General features: G+C 65.6%; 21 protein-coding genes. 19 read left to right on the forward strand and 2 right to left on the reverse strand.

Annotation, left to right across the window (positions count from 1 at the left end; translation table 11 throughout):
• The first annotated feature begins 80 nt into the window (after positions 1 to 80).
• Entirely contained in the window at positions 81 to 1,238 is a 1,158-nt protein-coding gene (locus BMY30_RS04295) for a cytochrome P450 (RefSeq protein WP_089710955.1), read from the forward strand.
• A 67-nt stretch (positions 1,239 to 1,305) separates the two neighbouring features.
• On the opposite strand, the gene BMY30_RS04300 is transcribed toward BMY30_RS04295, so the two are convergent.
• Both BMY30_RS04300 and BMY30_RS04305 read right to left on the reverse strand, forming a co-directional pair.
• A complete protein-coding gene (locus BMY30_RS04300; RefSeq protein WP_089710957.1) occupies positions 1,306 to 2,508 on the reverse strand; it encodes a cytochrome D1 domain-containing protein in 1,203 nt (400 codons plus the stop codon).
• A 30-nt stretch (positions 2,509 to 2,538) separates the two neighbouring features.
• Complete coding sequence (locus BMY30_RS04305; protein ID WP_089710959.1) at positions 2,539 to 2,874, reverse strand: c-type cytochrome; 336 nt, start codon at positions 2,872 to 2,874, stop codon at positions 2,539 to 2,541.
• 484 nt (positions 2,875 to 3,358) lie between these two features.
• Here BMY30_RS04305 and BMY30_RS04310 point away from each other — a divergent pair, with 484 nt between their 5' ends.
• The 18 genes from BMY30_RS04310 to BMY30_RS04395 all read left to right on the forward strand — a co-directional run bounded on the left by BMY30_RS04310 (position 3,359) and on the right by BMY30_RS04395 (position 20,404).
• Positions 3,359 to 3,844 carry an Lrp/AsnC family transcriptional regulator gene (locus BMY30_RS04310; RefSeq protein ID WP_089710960.1) on the forward strand — a complete coding sequence of 162 codons (486 nt, stop codon included), beginning with the start codon at positions 3,359 to 3,361 and terminating at the stop codon, positions 3,842 to 3,844.
• The gene (gene ahbB / locus BMY30_RS04315; protein ID WP_170840071.1) at positions 3,841 to 4,374 is read left to right on the forward strand and encodes a siroheme decarboxylase subunit beta; all 534 of its coding nucleotides are present in this window, start codon (positions 3,841 to 3,843) and stop codon (positions 4,372 to 4,374) included. The genes BMY30_RS04310 and ahbB (BMY30_RS04315) overlap by 4 nt, the downstream gene beginning before the upstream one ends.
• Positions 4,371 to 4,829, forward strand: a complete 459-nt coding sequence (locus BMY30_RS04320; protein ID WP_089710963.1) for an Lrp/AsnC family transcriptional regulator — start codon at positions 4,371 to 4,373, stop codon at positions 4,827 to 4,829. Before ahbB (BMY30_RS04315) ends, BMY30_RS04320 begins: the two co-directional genes overlap by 4 nt.
• Complete coding sequence (gene ahbB / locus BMY30_RS04325; RefSeq protein ID WP_170840072.1) at positions 4,804 to 5,403, forward strand: siroheme decarboxylase subunit beta; 600 nt, start codon at positions 4,804 to 4,806, stop codon at positions 5,401 to 5,403. The genes BMY30_RS04320 and ahbB (BMY30_RS04325) overlap by 26 nt, the downstream gene beginning before the upstream one ends.
• Positions 5,404 to 5,454: 51 nt before the next feature.
• The gene (gene nirJ, locus BMY30_RS04330; RefSeq protein WP_089710965.1) at positions 5,455 to 6,657 is read left to right on the forward strand and encodes a heme d1 biosynthesis radical SAM protein NirJ; all 1,203 of its coding nucleotides are present in this window, start codon (positions 5,455 to 5,457) and stop codon (positions 6,655 to 6,657) included.
• 20 nt (positions 6,658 to 6,677) lie between these two features.
• Positions 6,678 to 7,526 carry a uroporphyrinogen-III C-methyltransferase gene (gene cobA, locus BMY30_RS04335; protein ID WP_089710966.1) on the forward strand — a complete coding sequence of 283 codons (849 nt, stop codon included), beginning with the start codon at positions 6,678 to 6,680 and terminating at the stop codon, positions 7,524 to 7,526.
• Positions 7,523 to 9,085, forward strand: coding sequence for a nitrite reductase (locus BMY30_RS04340; RefSeq protein ID WP_244516119.1), 1,563 nt, complete (start codon positions 7,523 to 7,525; stop codon positions 9,083 to 9,085). The genes cobA and BMY30_RS04340 overlap by 4 nt, the downstream gene beginning before the upstream one ends.
• 104 nt (positions 9,086 to 9,189) lie before the next feature.
• Positions 9,190 to 10,401 (forward strand): NnrS family protein, encoded by a 1,212-nt coding sequence (locus BMY30_RS04345; RefSeq protein ID WP_089710968.1) that lies wholly within the window; start codon positions 9,190 to 9,192, stop codon positions 10,399 to 10,401.
• A gap of 25 nt (positions 10,402 to 10,426) precedes the next feature.
• Positions 10,427 to 10,813, forward strand: coding sequence for a SirB2 family protein (locus tag BMY30_RS04350; RefSeq protein WP_089711209.1), 387 nt, complete (start codon positions 10,427 to 10,429; stop codon positions 10,811 to 10,813).
• Between the two features lie 67 nt (positions 10,814 to 10,880).
• A complete protein-coding gene (locus BMY30_RS04355; protein WP_089711210.1) occupies positions 10,881 to 11,198 on the forward strand; it encodes a carboxymuconolactone decarboxylase family protein in 318 nt (105 codons plus the stop codon).
• A gap of 128 nt (positions 11,199 to 11,326) precedes the next feature.
• Positions 11,327 to 12,355 carry an amino acid ABC transporter substrate-binding protein gene (locus BMY30_RS04360; RefSeq protein ID WP_089710970.1) on the forward strand — a complete coding sequence of 343 codons (1,029 nt, stop codon included), beginning with the start codon at positions 11,327 to 11,329 and terminating at the stop codon, positions 12,353 to 12,355.
• A gap of 81 nt (positions 12,356 to 12,436) precedes the next feature.
• Positions 12,437 to 13,615 carry an amino acid ABC transporter permease gene (locus BMY30_RS04365; RefSeq protein WP_089710972.1) on the forward strand — a complete coding sequence of 393 codons (1,179 nt, stop codon included), beginning with the start codon at positions 12,437 to 12,439 and terminating at the stop codon, positions 13,613 to 13,615.
• Between the two features lies 1 nt (position 13,616).
• A complete protein-coding gene (locus BMY30_RS04370; RefSeq protein WP_170840073.1) occupies positions 13,617 to 14,726 on the forward strand; it encodes an amino acid ABC transporter permease in 1,110 nt (369 codons plus the stop codon).
• 22 nt (positions 14,727 to 14,748) lie between these two features.
• The gene (locus tag BMY30_RS04375) at positions 14,749 to 15,513 is read left to right on the forward strand and encodes an amino acid ABC transporter ATP-binding protein (RefSeq protein ID WP_280140876.1); all 765 of its coding nucleotides are present in this window, start codon (positions 14,749 to 14,751) and stop codon (positions 15,511 to 15,513) included.
• Between the two features lie 187 nt (positions 15,514 to 15,700).
• On the forward strand, positions 15,701 to 16,153 hold the full coding sequence (locus BMY30_RS04380) for a c-type cytochrome (RefSeq protein ID WP_089710975.1): 453 nt from the start codon (positions 15,701 to 15,703) through the stop codon (positions 16,151 to 16,153).
• A gap of 54 nt (positions 16,154 to 16,207) precedes the next feature.
• The gene (locus BMY30_RS04385; protein WP_089710977.1) at positions 16,208 to 17,563 is read left to right on the forward strand and encodes a cbb3-type cytochrome c oxidase subunit I; all 1,356 of its coding nucleotides are present in this window, start codon (positions 16,208 to 16,210) and stop codon (positions 17,561 to 17,563) included.
• 72 nt (positions 17,564 to 17,635) lie between these two features.
• Complete coding sequence (locus tag BMY30_RS04390; protein WP_089710979.1) at positions 17,636 to 18,448, forward strand: CbbQ/NirQ/NorQ/GpvN family protein; 813 nt, start codon at positions 17,636 to 17,638, stop codon at positions 18,446 to 18,448.
• A 9-nt stretch (positions 18,449 to 18,457) separates the two neighbouring features.
• Complete coding sequence (locus tag BMY30_RS04395; protein WP_089710981.1) at positions 18,458 to 20,404, forward strand: nitric oxide reductase activation protein NorD; 1,947 nt, start codon at positions 18,458 to 18,460, stop codon at positions 20,402 to 20,404.
• Positions 20,405 to 20,427: the final 23 nt, after the last annotated feature.

The following is a 20,427-nucleotide window of genomic DNA, read 5'->3' on the forward strand; positions in this document are numbered from 1 at the left end:
GCCCCGCTGACCTGGGTCAATGCGCCCTCTGGCCACTTCTGGTCTCCTTGCCGCGTGCTTACCCCACCCGAGGAGATGTCATGAGCGAGACGCGCCAGCAGGATTGGGATCCGCGTGCCACGAGCGTGCTGGAAGACCAGATCGCCGCCTACGATGAGATGCGCAGCCGCTGCCCGGTAGCCTTCAGCGACTACCTGCAGTGGTCGCTGTTCCGTCATGCGGACGTGATGCGCGTGCTCGAGGACCACGAGACCTTCAGCAGCGCGGCGAGCCGCCATCCGTCGGTGCCCAATGCCATGGATCCGCCCGAGCACACCCGCTTCCGTCGCCTTATCGAGCCCTACTTCGGCCCCGAGGCCATGGCCGACTTCGCTCCGCAGTGCCGGGCCATCGCCGAGGGCGTGATCGACCGTCTGCCCGCCGACGGCGAAATAGAGGCAATGGCCGTGATGGGCCAGGACTTCGCCCTGGAGATCCAGTGTGCCTTCATGGGCTGGCCGACCAGTCTTCACGAGCCGCTGCGTGCCTGGGTGAATCGCCAGCAGGCCGCCACTCTGGCCGGCGACCGTGAAGTGCTTGGCGAGCTGGCACTAGAGTTTGACGGGGTGATTCGCGAGTTGCTCGCCAGCCGCCGCGAGGCCGGCGACGCCGCCCCGGATGACGTCACCACGCGAATTATGAACGAGACGGTGGAAGGGCGCGCGCTCAGCGACGCGGAGATCGTCAGCATTTTACGCAACTGGACGGTGGGCGAACTTGGCACCATCTCGGCGAGCATCGGCATCCTGATGCGCTACCTGGCGGCCAACCCCGAACTGCAGGGTCGCTTGCGCGCTGACCCTGGCCTGCTGCCGGCGGCCATCGACGAGATCCTGCGCCTCGATGCACCGCTGATGTCCAACCGACGCATTACCACCTGCCCGGTGGAGATCGGCGGCCGTCGCCTCGAGGCCGGCGAGCGCCTGACCCTGCTGTGGGGCTCGGCCAACCGCGACGAGGCGGTGTTCGGCGACCCCGACGAGGTGCACTTGGACCGCGATCCCGAGGACAACCTGCTCTACGGCGCCGGCATCCATGTCTGCCCCGGCGCGCCGCTGGCGCGCATGGAGCTCAGGCACTTCATGGAGGCGCTGCTCGACGCCACCATCGATATCGCTCCGCTGCCCGGCCAACCCGTAGTGCGCGCCCTCTACCCCGCCGGCGGCTACTCCGAGGTGCCGCTGCACGTGCGCCGCTGACCTCTCATTGCCACTGAACCAGCGAGAGGCGCCGGGGGCAGGTCGAAGAGGGGGCGAGCCCCTTCTTTCACAGCCCGATGCGATGGGCCCGGTCGGTAAAGAAGATGCCGCTGGGCGATTCGCTGTCGAGGCGGGCTACCTCCTCCAGGGTGCGGGTGTCGTAGACCACCACCCGGTCACTGTCGCGGGCCGAGATCCACACCTGCTCGCCCTTGGGGGTGAACTCCATGTGCAGCACCGCCTCGCCCGGTTCCAGGGTGGCCACGATCTCGCGGCGTTCGGTGTCGATCACCTGCACCACGTCGTTGTCGGGATGGGCGAAGTTGACCCACACCTGGCGCTCGTCGGGGCGGCGCATCACGAAGATCGGCTGACCGTGGACCGCGATGCGATCGACCAGCGACCAGTCGTCGGTATCGGCGATCAGCACCTCGTGGCGACCCACCGCCGGTAGCCAGGCCTCGTTTCCGGCCATCGCCCAGCCCTCCAGGTGGGGCATCTTGTAGACCGGCAGGCGCTCCTCGCCGCGGCCGTAGTCGGGCAGGATACGCTGCACGCCCGCCTCCGGGTGCCAGAGGTCGAGCAATGCCAGGCCATCCTCGCCGAACAGCCCTGCGACGTAGTAGCGCCCGCTGGGGCCGATCAGGGCGTCGTAGGGTTCCTCGCCAACATCGGTGAAGCGGGTCACCTCGGGCGTGTCGCCATGCATGTCGATCAGATGGATCTCGCCGGCCTCGAACAGGCTGTAGACGAAGCGGTTGCCGGGGGCATCCACTAGGCCCACCACCTTGGAGCGCTGCTCCCGGCCATCCTCGTCCCGATACGTGGCCGGGATCTCCGCCACCTCTTCCAGGGTCTCGCTATCGAAGATCTTCACGCCGCCCGGCTCGTAGTTGGCCACCGCCACCAGCGAGCCATCCTGGGAGACGGCACCGCCGATGCTGTTGCCGGACTGCATCACCCGGTGCGTGATCTCGCCGGTCAGCAGGTCGACCCGAGTCAGCCCGCCGTCGCGGCCGAACACGAAGGCGTAGCGGGCGTCGCGGGAGAACTTCACTGAGGCGTGGGAAAGATCGCCCAGTCCCTCCACGCGCTCGAGGACCCGGTGCTCACTGGTATCCACCACCGCGAGGCTGCCAGTGGCGCGCTCCACCACCACGCCCAGGTCGCCGGTGCCACGCAGCTCGGTATTCGGCGTGGCCTGGCAGCCGGCCAGCAGGGCGAGAATCGAGACAGCGGCGAGGGGTCTGCGAAGGGATCGAGAAATCATGGTCATTCCTTGTCGGCGCATCGAGATGGCTCATTCATCCAGGGGGTTGTCGTTCTGCAGATGGTCGGCGAGCCAGCGGGCCTCCTCTTCGGTCAGCAGGCCCTGCCAGCCGGGCATGGCGGTGCCGGCAACGCCGTGGAGGATCAACGCGGCAAGTCCCTCGCGGCTGTAGGCGTTCATGCGTGACTCGGGCAGTGCCGGGCCCAGGCCACCGCGGAGGGTCATGCCGTGGCAGGAGCCGCAGTCCTGGTAGAGCAGGGTCTCGAGCTCCTTCTCCCGCTCGGTGGAGAGCGTGCCCTCGGCCAGCGCAGTCACCGGGATCCAGCAGAGCGCCAGCAGCAAACGGCGGGGGGCGAGCAAGGGCATGGCGTCTCCTCGTAGTGTGGCGGGCCCAGGGGTTTTGGATGCTGCCAGTGTCATGGCTGGCGGACGGGGGCGCCTTGACGGGGGTCAAAGCGTTGTCCTGCAGGCTCCATGAAGCATGATATTCCTGGCCTCGCAATGTTTCTTTGGCGATAGGTCGGAGCCCCTTTGACACAGGTCAACCTTGCCGGGGAAAGCGGTGTGGGACCCGTTAAAGATGTATGAATTATGCGCGTTAATGGGCCAGTCTCTGGTGAAGGAAGTGCACCGGTCGTGCAGCGTCGGGTAACCCCCGGCGACGTACAACAAGGCTGGCGACGAGTTGCGGTTCTCTGCTCGAACCGCCATGGACGGGACCTCGGAGCCGGTGATCGTGAATGACAAGGCCCGCGAGTCGAAGCGCGTGATCAATACCTAGCGCGACATCTACTGATCGGGACCCGGTGGGGCACGAGCTCCCGCAACCCGCAGCAAGTGAGCTATGCCAATGCATTGCCAAGTTCAAGACCTCGATACGCTGGATCGTCGCCTGATCGACAGCTACCAGCGCGGCCTGCCGGTCTGTACCCGACCCTTCCACGCTGTGGCCGAACGCCTAGGCACCTCCGAGGCCGAGGTGATCGCACGGCTGGAGCGGTTGCAGTCGCTGGGTGTGCTCAGTCGCGTGGGGCCGGTGTTCGACCACGCCAGAGCCGGCGCCAGCCTGCTTGCCGCTGTGGCGGTACCCGAGGCAGAACGCGATGCCTTTGCAGAGCTCATCAACGCCGCCCCCGGCGTCAACCACAACTATGCACGTGAACACGACTACAACCTCTGGTTCGTGATGACCGCCCCCGACGGGCCTGAACTCGATGCGCGGCTCGATGCGCTGGAAGCCCGCCTGGCTGCGCCGATCCTGCGCCTGCCGATGCTGGAGGGCTTTCATATCGACCTGTCGTTTCCCATTCCCTGGGCCGAACTGGAGCGCACATGAGCACCGCGACCCCGCTGTCCCTCGAAGCCGACCGTTCGCCCGGTGAGTCGGACGCCCACCGCCGTCTGCGAGCCCTGCTCGAGCAGGGGCTGCCGATCACCTCGCAACCTTGGGCCACCTTGGCCGAGCAGGTCGGCATGACCGAGGAGGAGGTGATGGCCTGTGTGCGACGCTGGCAGGCGGAAGGCATGATCAAGCGGCTGGGGCTGGTGGTGCGCCATCGCCGCCTGGGACTCCAGGCCAACGCCATGGTGGTGTGGAACGTGCCGGACGAGAGGGTCGCTCTGATGGGCCATCGGCTCGCCCGAGAGGCCGCGGTGACGCTCTGCTACCGGCGTCCGCGGCGCCTGCCCGATTGGCCCTACAACCTCTTCTGCATGATTCACGGTGCCCGTCGCGAGCGAGTGCTGGCTGAGCTCGCGGCCATCGTCGAACGCCTGGGGTTGGATGACCTGGAGCACCGGGTGCTGTTCAGCACACACGCCTATCGACAGTGTGGTGGCCGCTATGCGCGGGAGGGAGCAGCATGAACCTCGATGACCTGGATGGCGTCGATCGGCACCTGATCAATCGTCTGCAGGATGGCCTGCCGCTGGAGGAGCGCCCTTATGCGGCTGTCGCCGAGGAGTTGGGCATCGCCGAGGATGATCTGCTCGGGCGCCTTGCGCGCCTGCGTGAGGGAGGCATGCTGAGCCGCTTCGGCCCCATGTACCACGCCGAGCGGCTGGGCGGCGGCCTGACGCTGGCAGCCCTGGCGGTGCCAGAGGCCGACTTCGATCGGGTTACCGAGGCGGTCAATGCCTTCCCCGAGGTGGCCCACAACTATCGCCGCGAGCACGAGCTCAATATGTGGTTCGTGCTGGCCACCGAGGCCGCCGGACGCGTCGCCGAGGTACTCGACGAGATCGAGTCGGCCACGGGTCTGCCTGTCTTCAACATGCCCAAGGAGGAGGAGTTCCATGTCCGTCTCCACTTGCCCATCTAGGTCGGCTCCGAATAGCGACAAACAGAATCCCAATGCCCTGAATCGCGAGGCCCCGGGACTCGATGCCGCCGACCGCGCCATCGTGCTGGTCACTCAGGCCGGCCTGCCGCTGGTCCCTGACCCCTGGGGTGCGGTGGGCCGCGAGGTAGGCATGAGTGGCGAGGAGGTGCTTTCGCGGATGCAGCGGATGCAGGCACGCGGGGTGATTCGACGTGTCGCGGCGGTACCCAACCACTATCGGCTAGGTTACGTGGCCAACGGCATGACGGTGTGGGACGTTGACGACGCCCACATCGCCCGACTGGGACGCGAGGTGGCCACCATCGAGGGCGTCAGCCACTGTTATCGACGCCCGCGACACCTGCCCCACTGGCCCTACAACCTCTTCGCCATGCTCCACGGCCGCAGCTTCGATGAGGTCGAGCGCCAGGCCGAAGCTCTCCGCGAGCGGCTCGGCGAGGCGTGTCGGGACTACCGCATTCTCTATAGCTCGCGCATCCTCAAGAAGACCGGGCTGCGCCTGGCCGGCGCCCAGCCGGACGCAGCCTCAACGGACACCGCACAGCAGGGCTGAGTTGCGTCCACTGGGACCACTCAGCACAGCAATTTTCAGCAGGAGAACGCCATGTTCCGCGTCACCCGCTATATCAAGAGCCTGATGGAGCCGGGCCCTGTCCCATCGGCGCGCAAGCCGCCCGGTCCGGTGGTGATCTGGAACCTGATCCGCCGCTGCAACCTGACCTGCAAGCACTGCTATACCACCTCGGCGGATATTGACTTCGCCGGCGAGCTCTCCAGCGCCGAGGCCCATGCCGTGCTCGATGACCTGCACGCCTTCCAGGTGCCGGCACTGATCCTCTCCGGCGGCGAGCCGCTGATGCGTCCCGACATCTTCGAGCTCTCGCACCGTGCCCGGGAACTCGGCATCTACACTGGCCTTTCCACCAACGGCACCCTGATCACCGAAGAGAACATCGACGCCATCGCCGAGGTCGGCTACGACTACGTGGGCATCAGCATCGACGGCCTCGAGGCAACCCACGACGTCATCCGCCAGCGCCAGGGGGCCTTTCGCGAGTCGATGCATGCGGTGAAGCTGTGCAAGGAGCGCGGCATCAAGGTGGGCCTGCGCTTCACCCTGACTCGCGAGAACTACGAGCAACTCGGCGATATCCTGGCGCTGCTCGAGGAACACGACGTCGACAAGTTCTATCTCTCGCACCTGAACTACGGCGGCCGCGGCCGGCGCCACAGCAAGCAGGACGCCTGGCACCAGATGACCCGAGATGCCATGACCCGCTTGTTCGACCACTGCCGCAGTGAGCTCGAGCGTGGAATCGAGCGTGAGTACGTCACCGGCAACAACGACGCCGATGGCCCCTTCCTGCTGATGTGGGCTCGCGAGCACTTCCCCGAGCAGGCCGGGACGTTGGAGCAGCGGCTGGTCAACTGGGGGGGCAATGCCTCTGGGGAGAACATTGCCAACATCGACAACCTGGGAAATGTCCACCCCGATACCTTCTGGTGGGACCACGACCTGGGCAACGTTCGCAACCGGCCCTTCTCCGCGATCTGGCGCGATACCCGGGACCCCATGATGCTGGGCATGCGCCAGCGACCGCGGCCAGTGAAGGGGCGCTGTGCCGAGTGCCATTACCTGTCGATCTGCAACGGCAACACCCGGGTTCGTGCCTGGAAGGTCTCCGGCGATCCCTGGGAGGAGGATCCCGGCTGCTATCTGACCAATCGCGAGATAGGGGTTGCTGACGAGGGCGGACGTCGTATTTCCGCCCCCTATGAGGCCATCCAGGCCGTCGAAATCCAGTAAGGCTGACGAGGAACTCCGCCATGCCGTCACGTCGCGTTTCCTATGATCTCGCCGAGGTGCCCCTGGCCCCCGGCGAGGTGGCCATCGTCGGCGCCGGGCCCGGCGACCCGGGGCTGCTGACCCTGCGCGCCCTGTCGCTCCTCGAGCAGGCCGACTGCCTGGTCTTCGATCGCCTGGTCTCCAGGGAGGTCCTGGCCCTGGCCAACCCCAAGGCCCGGCGTCTCTACGTGGGCAAGGCCTCACGCTGCCATGCCCTGACCCAGGACGAGACCAATGCCCTGCTGGTACGCATGGCCGAAGAGGGCAAGCGGGTGGTGCGGCTCAAGGGCGGCGATCCCTATATCTTCGGGCGTGGCGGCGAGGAGGCCGAGGTGCTCATCGAGCACAGCGTCTCTTTCCGGGTGGTGCCAGGGATCACCTCAGCCCAGGGCTGTGCCGCCTACGGCGGCTTCCCGTTGACCCATCGCGACTACGCCCAGAGCGTCACCTTCGTCACCGGCCACTGCAAGGGCGATGGTGACCTGGCACTGGACTGGTCCTCTCTGGCGAGCCCGAACCAGACGGTTGTCTTCTATATGGGGCTCGCCAATGCCGAGCTGATCAGCCGACAGCTGCAGGACCACGGCCTGCCGGCGCATCATCCGGTGGCCCTGGTGGAGCGGGGTACCACCCCCGAGCAGCGCCAGGTGATCACCTGCCTGAGCGCACTGGTCGAGACTATCGCGCGCGAGGGACTCAGGCCGCCCACCCTGATCGTGGTGGGCGAAGTGGTACGTCTGGCCAATACTCTGGCCCAGCCGGCCCCTAAGGCGGCAACCTTCGTCGAGGGCGAGACCCTGGAACTGGTGCGGGAGCGGATTGCCCTGTGAATGACGTCATTTTTCTCCGGACCTCCCTGCAGGCGCTGGTCGCTGCGGTACTGTTCACGGCCATGGGGCCGGCCAGTGCCGACGACACCCGCGATCTCTACCAGGTCCAGTGTGCGTCCTGCCACGGCGAGGATCGCCTGGGCGGCATCGGCCCGGCACTGCTGCCCGGCAACCTCTCGCGACTCAAGCCGGAGGCCGCCGAGACGGTGATCCGCGATGGTCGACCGGCCAGCCAGATGCCGGCCTTCGGCGAGCAGCTTGACGACGGTCAGATCCGTTCCCTGGCCGAGTGGATCTACCGCGCGCCCGAGGTCGAGCCCACCTGGGGACGTGACGAGATCCTCGCCAGCCACGAGGTCACGCATCCGGACGGATCGCTGCCGGATGAGCCCCGCTTCGATGCCGACCCGCTCAACCTCTTCATCGTGGTGGAGACCGGCGATCACCACGCCAGCCTGCTCGACGGCGATACCTTCGAACGGATCCACCGCTTCGAGACCCGCTACGCCCTGCACGGTGGACCCAAATACACACCCGATGGACGTTACGTCTTCTTCGGCTCCCGTGACGGCTGGATCACCAAGTACGACATCTACAACATGGAGGTGGTGGCCGAGGTGCGCGCCGGCATCAACATGCGCAATATTGCCGTCTCGGGCGATGGCCGCTACGTGATGGCCGCCAACTACCTGCCGCACAGCCTTGTGCTGTTCGACGCCCACAACCTCGACCTGATGGAGGTCTACCCGGTGATGGACAAGGATGGCGAGAGCTCACGGGTCAGCGCCGTCTATGCGGCGCCGCCACGCAGCAGCTTCATCGCCGCCCTCAAGGATATCGAGGAGGTATGGGAAATTCCCTGGCCGCTGCCCACCGAGCCGATGGTCTCCACTGGCCATACGACGTCGCCGCAACGCAGCCACGATACGGCCAACTTCCAGGTGCGCCGCATCCCGGTGCCCGACTACCTGGACGACTTCTTCTTCGATCTCGAGTACGAACACGTGATTGGCGCCTCGCGGGGCGGCCAGGGCGGCATGGTGGTCAACCTGGACAGCGGCGAGAAGGTTGCCGACCTGCCCCTGGAAGGGATGCCCCACCTCGGCTCTGGCATCACCTGGGAGTATGAGGGGCGGCGTGTCATGGCGACTCCCCATCTGACCAAGGCGGCTGTGTCGATCATCGACATGACGGACTGGACGGTGGTCAAGACCCTCGAGACCGACGGCCCTGGCTTCTTCATGCGCAGCCATGCCAACTCGCCCTATGTCTGGGTGGACGTCTTCTTCGGCCCCAACCGCGACCGGGTTCACGTGATCGACAAGAAGAGCCTTGCGATCGTCGAGACGCTGATCCCTGAGCCTGGCAAGACCGCCGCCCACGTGGAGTTCGACCGCTACGGCGACAAGCTCCTGCTGAGCCTGTGGGAGGAGGACGGCGCAGTGATCGTCTATGACGGCGATACCCTGGAAGAAGAGAAGCGCATTCCCATGAGCAAGCCCTCCGGCAAGTACAACGTCTGGAACAAGACACGCTACGAAGAAGGCACCAGCCACTGAGGGCTAAAGCCAGCATAAGAAGTATTCTTGATGCTTGTCATGGAAGGCGCGAGGGGAGTGCGGCACAATGGCTATAACCAAGCGTTTTAGTCGGGTATGCCGCCATGCAATCGACCTCCTCTTCTGTCCGTTCCTCCACACTGTCGCGCCTGCCGGTGGCGCGACTGGCCTTCCGTCCCTTCTTCCTGCTGGCCGCCGTGTTCAGCGTGCTCTCCCTGGGGGTGTGGTTCGCCTTCTGGCACGGCGACATCTTGTTGCGCCCCTTCGGTGGCCTGATGTTCTGGCACCAGCACGAGATGCTGTTCGGCTTCGCCGCTGCCGTGGTGACGGGCTTCCTGCTCACTGCGGTGCAGAACTGGACCGGGCTGCCCAGCCTCAAGGGTGGCCCGCTGCTGGCGCTTGTCGGGGTCTGGCTGGCCGGGCGGGTGCTGATGGCTTTTCCCCTGGGCCTGCCGGCCTGGCTGCCGGTGCTGATCGATCTGGCCTTCCTGCCGGCGGTGGCGGGTGTCATGGCCCGGCTGGTGATCGCCGCCAAGCGCTGGCGTAACCTGGTCTTCCTGCCCGCCCTGGCGCTGCTGACCCTAGCCAACCTGGCCATGCACCTGGGAGTGTTGACCGGCGATGCCGAGCTGATTCGCCAGGCCGCCTACCTGGCGGTGCTGCTGTTCTCCCTGCTGATGGTGGTGGTGGGCGGTCGGGTGATCGCCATGTTCACCGCCAACCGCCTGGGGCTGACCCGCAAGCCGCCGATCCCGGCCCTCGAATACTTGAGCCTGGGCAGCGTCATGGCCGTGGTGCTGGGCCAGCTGCTGGTGATGCTCGGCGTGGCGCTGCCCGCCGAACTGCTGGCGGGACTGATGGGCCTGGCGGCGCTGGCCAACGCCGTGCGGCTGTCGCGCTGGGGCGGCCTCCACAGCTGGCGCGAGCCGCTGCTCTGGGGGCTGCACCTGAGCTACGCCTTCATCCCCGTGGGCCTGGCGATGTGGGCCCTGGCGCTGCTTGCCGGCAACCGCGCCGATGCCGCGCTCCACGCCCTGACCATCGGCGGCATGGGCACCATGATGCTGGCGATGATGTCGCGGGTCGCGCTGGGCCATACGGCGCGCCCCATCCGTACCCTGCCGGGCATCGGGGTGGCCCTGGGGTTGATGGTGGCCGCGGCCCTGCTGCGCTCGCCGGTGCTGGTGCTCTTTCCGCAGATCACCCACTGGACCTACAACCTGGGCATCATCTTCTGGTGCCTGGCCTACGTCATCTTCCTGTTCCACTATACGGGGCCGCTGCTGTCGGCCCGGCCCGACGGCAAGGACGGATAGGCACGTGAGGAGGTAGCACGCCATGATCGAGCACTATGTCCTGATCAAGCATCTGCATGCCACCGCTGCCACCCTGAGCCTCCTCTTCTTCATGATCAGGGCCTGGTGGTCGGTGCGCGAGGCGCCGGTGCTGCAGGCTCCTTGGGTGAAGGTGGCGCCCCACGTCATCGATACTACCCTGCTGGTGCTGGGCGTGGTGCTGATGGTGATGCTTTCGCTTTGGCCCCACCAGCATCCCTGGCTGGCCGCCAAACTGATCGCCTTGCTGGTCTACATCGGCCTGGGCACGGTGGCGATCAAGCGCGGGCGCACTCCGGCGGTGCGTGGCGTGGCGGGGCTTGCCGCCATCCTGGCCTTCTTTTACATGCTGGGAGCGGCCATCCACCACAGCCCGTTTTCCTGGCTGGCATGAACCGAGAGGCCAGGCGACTCCTATGCTGATCCCGCGACTCACCACTCACCATCAGAAGGAACACCACATGTCGAAACAGGAACTCCCCGCCGGTGCCGCTCAGGTGGCCGAACAGTATCCCGAGATCTGGGAAGCGTATTCGGAACTGGGTCGGGCCTGTGCCGATTCCGGCCCGCTGGATGCGCGCACACGCCGCCTGGTCAAGCTGGCGCTGGCCGTGGGGGCTCGCTCCGAGGGCGCCGTGCACTCCCATGTGCGTCGTGGCCTGGAGGAGGGTGAATCCACGGAGGCTCTCAAGCAGGTGGCCATGCTGGCCATTCCCACCCTGGGCCTGCCCAGCGGCGTTGCGGCGTTGACCTGGATCGAGGACATCACCGAGTCCTGACCATCGGCTGCCCGCGGGGCAGCTGGAACGAGCGTTTAATCGCCGACTGGCGACGAGGCTTCGGGGTCTGTTAGTCTCGAGATTGCTGAATAAGCAACACTCGACATAACAGATCCTGGAGTCTTTTCATGCGGTACAACAACAAGACGCTGCTAACTCTTTCTGCCGCCGCCCTCTGCGTCGGTATGATTTCCTCCGCCTCGGCGGCCACCCTGGACGAGGTGCAGGAACGGGGCCAGCTGCGCTGTGGCGTCAACGTCGGCCTCTCCGGCTTCTCTTCACCCGATCAGGATGGTACCTGGCAGGGCTTGGACGTGGAGACCTGCCGCGGCATCGCCGCCGCCATCTTTGGTGATCCCGAATCGGTTTCCTTCACGCCGCTGACCGCCAAGGAGCGCTTCACTGCCCTGCAGTCCGGCGAGATCGATGTCCTCTCGCGCAACACCACCTGGACCGCGACCCGCGACAATTCGCTGGGCCTGAACTTTACCGCCACCACCTTCTATGACGGCCAGGGCTTCATGGTGGCGAAGGACCTGGGTATCGAGGGACCCGAGCAGTTCGACGGTGCCTCGATTTGTATCCAGTCCGGCACCACCCACGAGCTCAACCTGGCCGACTACTTCCCCTCCCGCGGTATCGATATCCAGACGGTCACCTTCGACACCCCCGACCAGACCGCCCAGGGTTTCGCCAGCGGCCGCTGTGACATCCTGACTTCCGACACCTCCCAGCTCAGCGCCTTGCGTCTGCAGCTGCCGGAGCCGGACAGCGTCGAGATCCTCGAGACGCTGATCTCCAAGGAGCCGCTCGGCCCCGTGGTACGCCAGGGCGACGACCAGTGGTTCGACATCGTCAAGTGGTCGATCTTCGCCATGGTCAATGCCGAGGAGCTCGGGGTGAACAGCGACAACGTCGACGACATGAAGGCCAATCCGCCCAATCCGAAAGTCGCTCGTCTGCTGGGTGTCGATGGAAACTACGGCGAACAGCTGGGTATCAGCAACGACTGGGCCTACAACATCGTCAAGCACGTGGGCAACTACGGCGAGGTGTTCGACAGCACCGTGGGCGAGGACTCTCCCATGCAGATCAGCCGCGGCGTGAACGCGCTGTGGAACGAGGGCGGCATCCTCTACGCACCGCCGATCCGCTGACCCATCCTGAACGTCCAATGACCGGGCACCACGCATGGCGACATGCGTGGTGCCGTTTCGGGTACGTCTGCGAGGCTCGATATGCTGCGTTCTTCCTCACGGGAGCGGGGGCCGCTGTGGCGTGACCCCACCTTCCGCGCCCTGCTGGTGCAGGGCATCCTGCTGCTGGCGCTGGGGGCGTTCGTCGTCATGGTGGTGTCGAACACCATGGCCAACCTCGAGGCCCGGGGAATCACCACCGGCTTCGGCTTTCTCCAGGACCGGGCCGGCTTTTCCATCCCCCAGACCCTGATCGAATATTCCGGCGATAGCACCTATGCCCGTACCTTCGTGGTGGGGCTGCTCAATACCTTGCTGGTCTCCGCCATGGGCATCGTGGCGGCGACCCTGATCGGCTTTGCCGTGGGTATTGCCCGGCTGTCGCCCAACTGGCTGCTGGCCCGGTTGGCCAGCGCCTACGTGGAGATCTTCCGCAACATCCCGCTGCTGGTGCAGATCCTGTTCTGGTACTTCGCCGTGCTGCAGGCGCTGCCTAGCCCGCGCAACAGCCATTCGCTGTTCGAGGTGATCTTCCTCAACGTGCGCGGGGTGGTGCTGCCTGACCCCCAGCCACTGGCCGGTTTCGCCGCCACCCCCTGGGCGCTGCTGGTCGCGGTGATCGCCACCTGGGGGATGGTACGCTTCGCGAGGCGCCGCCAGGCACGGACCGGCCGCCCGCTGCCGGTGTTCAAGCTGGGCGCCTTGCTGCTGATCGGCCTGCCGCTCGCCACCTTCCTGGTCACCGGCATGCCGCTGGAGTGGTCCATCCCGTCGCTCCAGGGCTTCAACTTCCAGGGCGGCGTGACGGTGCTTCCCGAGCTGATTGCCCTGTGGTTGGCGCTCTCCATCTACACCGCCTCCTTCATCGCCGAGATCGTGCGCTCGGGTATCCAGTCGGTGCCCGAGGGACAGGTAGAAGCGGCCAAGGCGCTGAGCCTTCCCGCCGGCATCATCCTGCGCAAGGTGGTGATTCCCCAGGCGATGCGGGTGATCGTGCCGCAGCTGACCAGCCAGCACCTCAACCTGATCAAGAACTCCTCGCTGGCCACGGCGATCGGTTACCCGGACCTGGTGGCGGTGTTCTCCGGCACGGCGCTGAACCAGACCGGGCAGGCCATCGAGATCGTCGCCATGACCATGGCCGTCTACCTGCTGATCAACCTGGTGGTGTCCGCGCTGATGAACCTCTACAACGCGCGCACGCTGCTCAAGGAGCGCTGACATGGTGGATACATCGACCGTGACCGAGATGGTCGCCGAGCGCCGGCCTCCTGACCTGCGCCGCGGCCTGCTCGGTTGGCTGCATACCAACCTCTTCAACACCCCGTTCAACGGCGTGGTCACTCTGATCACCCTGGCGCTGCTGGCCATGGTGCTCTGGCCCACCCTGCAGTGGGCGGTGTTCCAGGCCGACTGGCTCGGCGATTCCCGCGAGGCATGCAGCGGCAAGGGAGCCTGCTGGGTCTTCATCAGCGCTCGCTTCGAGTCCATCGTCTACGGTTTCTATCCGAATTCCGCTCGCTGGCGGGTGGATCTGGTGTTCCTGCTGATGGCGGTGCTGGTGGCTTGGCTGGTCATTCCGCGCCTGCCTGCCAAGCGCTGGGTGGGGCTATTCGCCCTGGTGGGCTTCCCGGTGGTGGCCTTCTTCCTGCTGGTGGGTGGCAGCTTCGGCCTCGAGCACGTGCCCACACGCGACTGGGGCGGCGTGATGCTGACCCTGACCATCGCCACCGTGGGAATTGTCGGCTCGTTGCCCATCGGGGTGGTGCTGGCGCTGGGGCGGCGTTCGCAGATGCCACTGGTGCGCGGCTTCTGCGTGGTGTTCATCGAGTTCTGGCGCGGCGTGCCGCTGATCACCGTGCTCTTCATGGCCTCGGTGATGCTGCCGCTGTTCGTGCCGACCCAGGTGGAGTTCGACAAGCTGCTGCGGGCGCTGGTGGGCATCATGTTCTTCTGGAGCGCCTACATGGCCGAAGTGGTGCGTGGTGGCCTGCAGGCCATCCCCAGCGGGCAGGAAGAGGCGGCCAAGGCGATGGGCATGGGCTACTGGCAGCGCATGGGGCTGATCGTGCTGCCCCAGGCGCTCAAGCTGGTCATCCCCGGCATCGTCAATACCTTCATCGCGCTGTTCAAGGACACCTCACTGGTGCTGATCATCGGGCTCTTCGACCTGCTGGCGATCATCCGCGCGGGGCTGACCGACAGCGACTGGCTGGGGTTCGCCACCGAGGGCTATGTCTTCGCGGCCCTGGTGTTCTGGGTGTTCTGTTTCAGCATGTCGCGCTATAGCCAATACATCGAGCGTCGCCTGCACACCGGCCACCGGAACTGACAACAACGAACGGGACCTTCTCATGAACGAGGCAACTGCCGCCCAGACCGACTCGCCGATGATCGAGATCACCGGGCTCAACAAGTGGTATGGCGACTTCCACGTGCTGCGCGATATCGACCTGACGGTCGCACGGGGCGAGCGCATCGTCATCTGCGGTCCATCGGGGTCGGGCAAGTCGACGCTGATCCGCTGCATCAACCATCTCGAGGAGCATCAGGAAGGGCGCATCGTGGTCAATGGCATGCCCATGACCCGGGATGTGAAGCGGATCGAGCAGATTCGCCGCAACGTCGGCATGGTGTTCCAGCACTTCAACCTCTTTCCCCACCTGAGCGTGCTGGAAAACTGCTGCATCTCCCAGACCTGGGTGCAGAAGAAGCCCCGCGCCGAGGCCGAGCGCACGGCGAGGGAGATCCTCGAACGGGTGCAGATCGCCGACCAGGCCCTCAAGTACCCGGGACAGCTCTCCGGTGGCCAGCAGCAGCGGGTGGCCATCGCCCGGGCGCTGTGCATGCAGCCGGAGGTGATGCTCTTCGACGAGCCGACCTCGGCGCTGGACCCCGAGATGATCAAGGAGGTGCTCGACGTCATGGTCGAGCTGGCCCGCGATGGCATGACCATGCTCTGCGTGACCCACGAGATGGGATTCGCCAAGACCGTGGCCGATCGGGTAATCTTCATGGATCAGGGACAGATCATCGAGCAGGCACCCCCCGAGACCTTCTTCAATCATCCCAAGTCCGAGCGCACCCAGCTGTTCCTCAGCCAGATCCTCGGCCACTGAGCCCTCCGGGCGACATCCTGTTTGGCTGTCGCCCACCTTCCTTCCTCAGAAATTGACCGGCGTCAAAGCCCTTCCCCATGTTCTGCTGCTAGGCTTAACATGTATTTGCTATACATCTTAAAAGAGACGCAGGGCTGTCTGCCGTGAGGGGCGGCGGCACTGCCACACTAGCAAGGGGGTATGGTCCATGGCCGACGGTCTCACCAAGTCGGCGGCCCGCAACATCTTCTACGGCGGGTCGCTGTTCTTCTTTCTGCTGTTTGCCGCGCTGACGGCCCACAGTCATTGGTACATGGTCAACACGTCCACCGACAGCGAGGGGCTCACCGAGTCCGTCGAGCACGGCAAGGAAGTGTGGGAAAAGAACATGTGCATCAACTGCCACAGCATCATGGGCGAGGGCGCCTACTTTGCACCGGAGCTTGGCAATGTCTGGGAGCGCTACGGGGGACATGACAATCCGGAGGCAGCTCGCGCAGGTCTCGAGGCCTGGATCCGTGCCCAGCCGCTGGGGGGCCAGGGACGCCGCCAGATGCCCGCCTATGACCTCAGCGACGAGGATATGCAAGGGCTGATCGACTTCCTCGAATGGACCGACGGTATCGACGACCAGGACTGGCCGCCGCACCCCGCCGGCTGAGCCGCCTGAACGCCAGATCGCCGGACCGCGGATAAATCTAGGAGAACGACACCGATGAAATACGAAACCCAGAAGGTGGCACTGCCATTCTTCATGGTGGCCATGGCACTCTTCGCACTGCAGGTCGTCTTCGGACTGCTGGCCGCCAGCGTCTATGTTTGGCCAAACTTCATGGCCGAGTTCATGCCCTTCCACATCATGCGGGTCAGCCATACCAACCTGCTGATCGTGTGGCTGCTGATCGGCTTCATGGGCTCTACCTACTACCTGATGCCGGAAGAGGCCGAGCGCGAGATCCATAGTCCCACCATCGCCTATATCCAACTGGCGATCTTCGCCTTTGCCGGGGCCGCGGCGCTGGTCGGCTACCAGTTCGGGATCCACGAAGGACGCGAGTTCCTGGAGCAGCCGTTCTGGGTCAAGGTGCTGATCACCATCTCCTTCCTGATGTTCCTGTTCAACACCAGCATGACCCTGCTCAAGGGCCGCCGGACCGCCATCAACCTGGTGCTGATGCTGGGCCTGTGGCTGGCCGCGGTATTCTGGCTGTTCGCCTTCTACAATCCCACCAACCTCGCCGTAGACAAGCTCTACTGGTGGTGGGTGGTGCACCTCTGGGTCGAGGGCGTGTGGGAGCTGATCATGTCGGCGCTGCTGGGCTACCTGCTGATCAAGATGACCGGTGTCGACCGCGAGGTGATCGAGAAGTGGCTGTATATCATCGTCGGCCTGTCACTGTTCTCCGGCCTGCTGGGCACCGGCCACCACTACTACTGGATCGGCGCACCGAGCTACTGGCAGCCCATCGGCAGCATCTTCTCCACCCTGGAGGTGATTCCCTTCTTCGCCATGGTGGTGTTCGCCTTCACCATGTTCTGGAAGGGCAGCCGTAACCACCCCAACAAGGCCGCCATGCTGTGGGCCCTGGGTTGCCCGGCCGTGGCCTTCTTCGGTGCCGGCGTGTGGGGCTTCATGCATACCCTGCACTGGGTCAACTATTACAGCCATGGCACTCAGGTCACCGCCGCGCATGGCCACCTGGCCTTCTATGGCGCCTACGTGATGCTGATTCTCGGTATCATCACCTTCGCCATGCCGCACCTGCGCCGCGTCCAGCCCTATAATCAGGTGCTGAACATGTGGGGCTTCTGGATCATGACCGGTGCCATGTGCTTCATGACCTTCACGCTGACGTTCGCCGGTGTCGTCCAGACGCACCTGCAGCGTGTGCTGGGGATGAACTTCATGGAGGTGCAGAGCCAGCTTGGCCTCTTCTACATGATGCGCCTGGGCGCCGGGGTGGCCGTGGCCATCGGTGCAGTAATGCTGCTCTACGCCTTCTTCGGCCCGGCCCGCGAGCAGGTGCCGGCCGGAGGCACCCAACTGACCGCAGGCCCCGATCACGCCTGACCATCCGAGGGCCCCGGTCGGGGCCCTCTTTCTTTCGGTTCTTCGTCAATCACCCTGACAGGAGTGATCTTCATGCCCCTTTCCTCCGTGGCCGCCGATGCCAGCGAGCAAGAGATTCCCTACTACGAGAGCGTGGGCAACGAGTGCACGATGTTCGAGCAAGCGTTCCAGCAGCGCCTGCCGCTGCTGCTCAAGGGGCCGACCGGCTGTGGCAAGACCCGCTTCGTCAGCCACATGGCGGCGAAGCTCGGTAAGCCGCTGTTCACCGTCTCCTGCCACGATGACCTGACCGCCGCCGACCTCACCGGACGCTACCTGCTGCAGGGCGGCGAGACCCGCTGGGTCGACGGACCACTGACGCGCGCCGTGCGTGAGGGCGGCATCTGCTACCTCGATGAGGTGGTCGAGGCGCGCAAGGACGTCACCGTGGTGATGCACCCGCTCACCGACGACCGCCGCTTGCTGCCGCTGGAACGTACCGGCGAGCTGCTCGAGGCGCCCGACGACTTCATGCTGGTGGTCTCCTACAACCCCGGCTACCAGCACATCCTCAAGTCCCTGAAGCCCAGCACTCGCCAGCGCTTCGTGGCGATGTCCTTCGACTTCCCGCCCCCCCATGTCGAGCGCGACATTGTGGCCCGCGAGAGTGGACTGGATGCGCAGCGCTGCGCATCCCTGGTCAACCTGGCGGCCAGCCTGCGCGACATGAAGGGCCAGGATCTTGAAGAGGGCGTTTCCACCCGCCTGTTGGTCTACTGTGCGACCCTGATCCAGGCCGGGATGCCGGTCCTCGATGCCGCCCGCGCCACCCTGGTGGAGCCACTCTCCGACGATGTAGACGTCCAGGAAGGCTTGATGGAAGCCATCCAGGCCACCTTTGGTTGAGAGCTGATTATGCTGGACTTTCTTGAGGTCGAAGAGACCGTCGGCCGCTTCTGGCACCGCTGGGCCTCCGGCGCGGCGAGCTATCCCGACCACCCCGAGGCGGCGGTGACCCTCGAGAGCCTGCGCCCCATGCTCGGCGTGTTCTTCCGCGCCGGCGGCGGTGAGCAGGGCATCGAGGTGGCCGCCATCGCCCGTCGTGCCTCGACGCACCGGCTGAGCCTGCGTCAGCGCCTGGGGCTCGACGAGGAGGACCTCGACCAGGCTCGCCGCGACGAGGAAAATCTGCTGCTGCCACCGCGCCTGGCGCTCTTTCCCGAGGCCGCCCTCAACCGCGACCTCTACCTGTGGCTCACCGCCTTCCTGGCCGAAGCTCGGCCGGTGCCGCTCTCCTCGGACCCGCTGCAGGCCGATCTGCAGCGCCTGCGCGAGGCGCGTCGCACGACACGGGCCGCTCTGGCACGCTTCCCGGGACTGACAGATCGCTACGTGCGACTGTGCGGCGAGCTGCTCGCCATCCGTCCACGGCGCATGCGGCTGCCGCCCATGGAGGCGGCCCTGGAGTCGGCGCTACGCGCCGAGCTGGGCGCCCCCGATCCCGACGAGGCCTGGGCCGGAGCCATGCAGCGCGCCATCCGCGAGTCGGATTTCCCGCTCGAGGCGTTCCGCGCCCCGCGCGGCTACCGCCCGCCGCTTCCGGTGCCGCTGTGGGGCCAGGCCGTGATGCTGGGAACCCGCGATAGGGCCCGCGAAGCCACCGTCGACGACGATGAAGAGGTGGCGCGTGCCGGCGACTCCCCCGAGGATGATCAGGGCAAGCGCAAGGCGGACCGTCGTGAGCAAGACCAGGCAGACCGCGACGACCCTTTGATGCTCAACAACATGGAGAAAATGCTCTCCTGGGCGGAGATGGTGAACCTCAACCGCCTGGTGGACGACGAGGAAGAGGAGGAGGCCAAGAAGGCCGCCGACCAGATCGACGAGATCGTGCTGTCACCCAACCGCCAGAAGGCTGCCTCCCGCCTCAAGCTCGACCTCGACCTGGCCCCGGACGAGGTTGCCGGTGGGCGGCTGAAGGGGCGCCATACCTATCCCGAGTGGAATCACCGCAAACAGGCCTACCTGCCCGATCACTGCGTGGTGCTCAGCAACGTGCAGAGCGAGGAGGGAGAAAACTGGTCTCCCGACGAAGCGACCCGTCGGCGTATTCGCCGCGTGCGTCGCGAGTTCGAGGCCCTGCGCCCGCGTCGCGAGATCCTGCGCGGTCAGCTGGACGGTAGCGAGCTCGACATGGACGCGGTGATCCGCTCGCAATGCGACCTGGCCGCCACCGGCGAGTCCAGCGATCGGCTCTACCTGGACACTCGCACCCAGGCTCGTGACCTGGCGGTATCGATCCTGGTGGATGTTTCGCTCTCCACCGAGGCCTGGCTGGAGGATCGCCGGGTGCTGGACGTGGCCAAGGAGGCACTGCTGGTGCTGGGCCACGGTCTGGCGGGCTGCGGCGACGACTACTCGATCCACAGCTTCACTTCCCAGCGGCGCCACAAGGTGTGGGTCAATACCCTCAAGGACTTCGATGAGCCCATGGGCGAGCGCGTCTCGCGGCGTATCGCCGCCCTCAGGCCGGGCAGCTATACCCGCATGGGGCCGGCGATCCGTCACCTGACCGGGCAACTGGCCGAGCGCCCCAACCGGCACCGGCTGCTGCTGTTGCTTACCGATGGCAAGCCCAACGACAACGACTACTACGAGGGACGCTACGGCATCGAGGATACCCGCAAGGCGGTGCTCGAGGCGCGCCGCCAGGAAGTCCGGGTGTTCGGGGTGACCATCGACCGCGAGGCGGGGCGCTATATCCCGCACCTGTTCGGCCGCGGCGGCTATGCCATCGTGCAGCGTCCCGACCACCTCTCCCTGGCGCTTCCGGGGATCTATCGCCAGATCATCGCCAGCTGAACCCACTTTCGAGGAGCCCCGTC

It is taken from the genome of Halomonas daqiaonensis, from assembly GCF_900109725.1.
Classification (GTDB): Bacteria; Pseudomonadota; Gammaproteobacteria; order Pseudomonadales; family Halomonadaceae; genus Halomonas; species Halomonas daqiaonensis.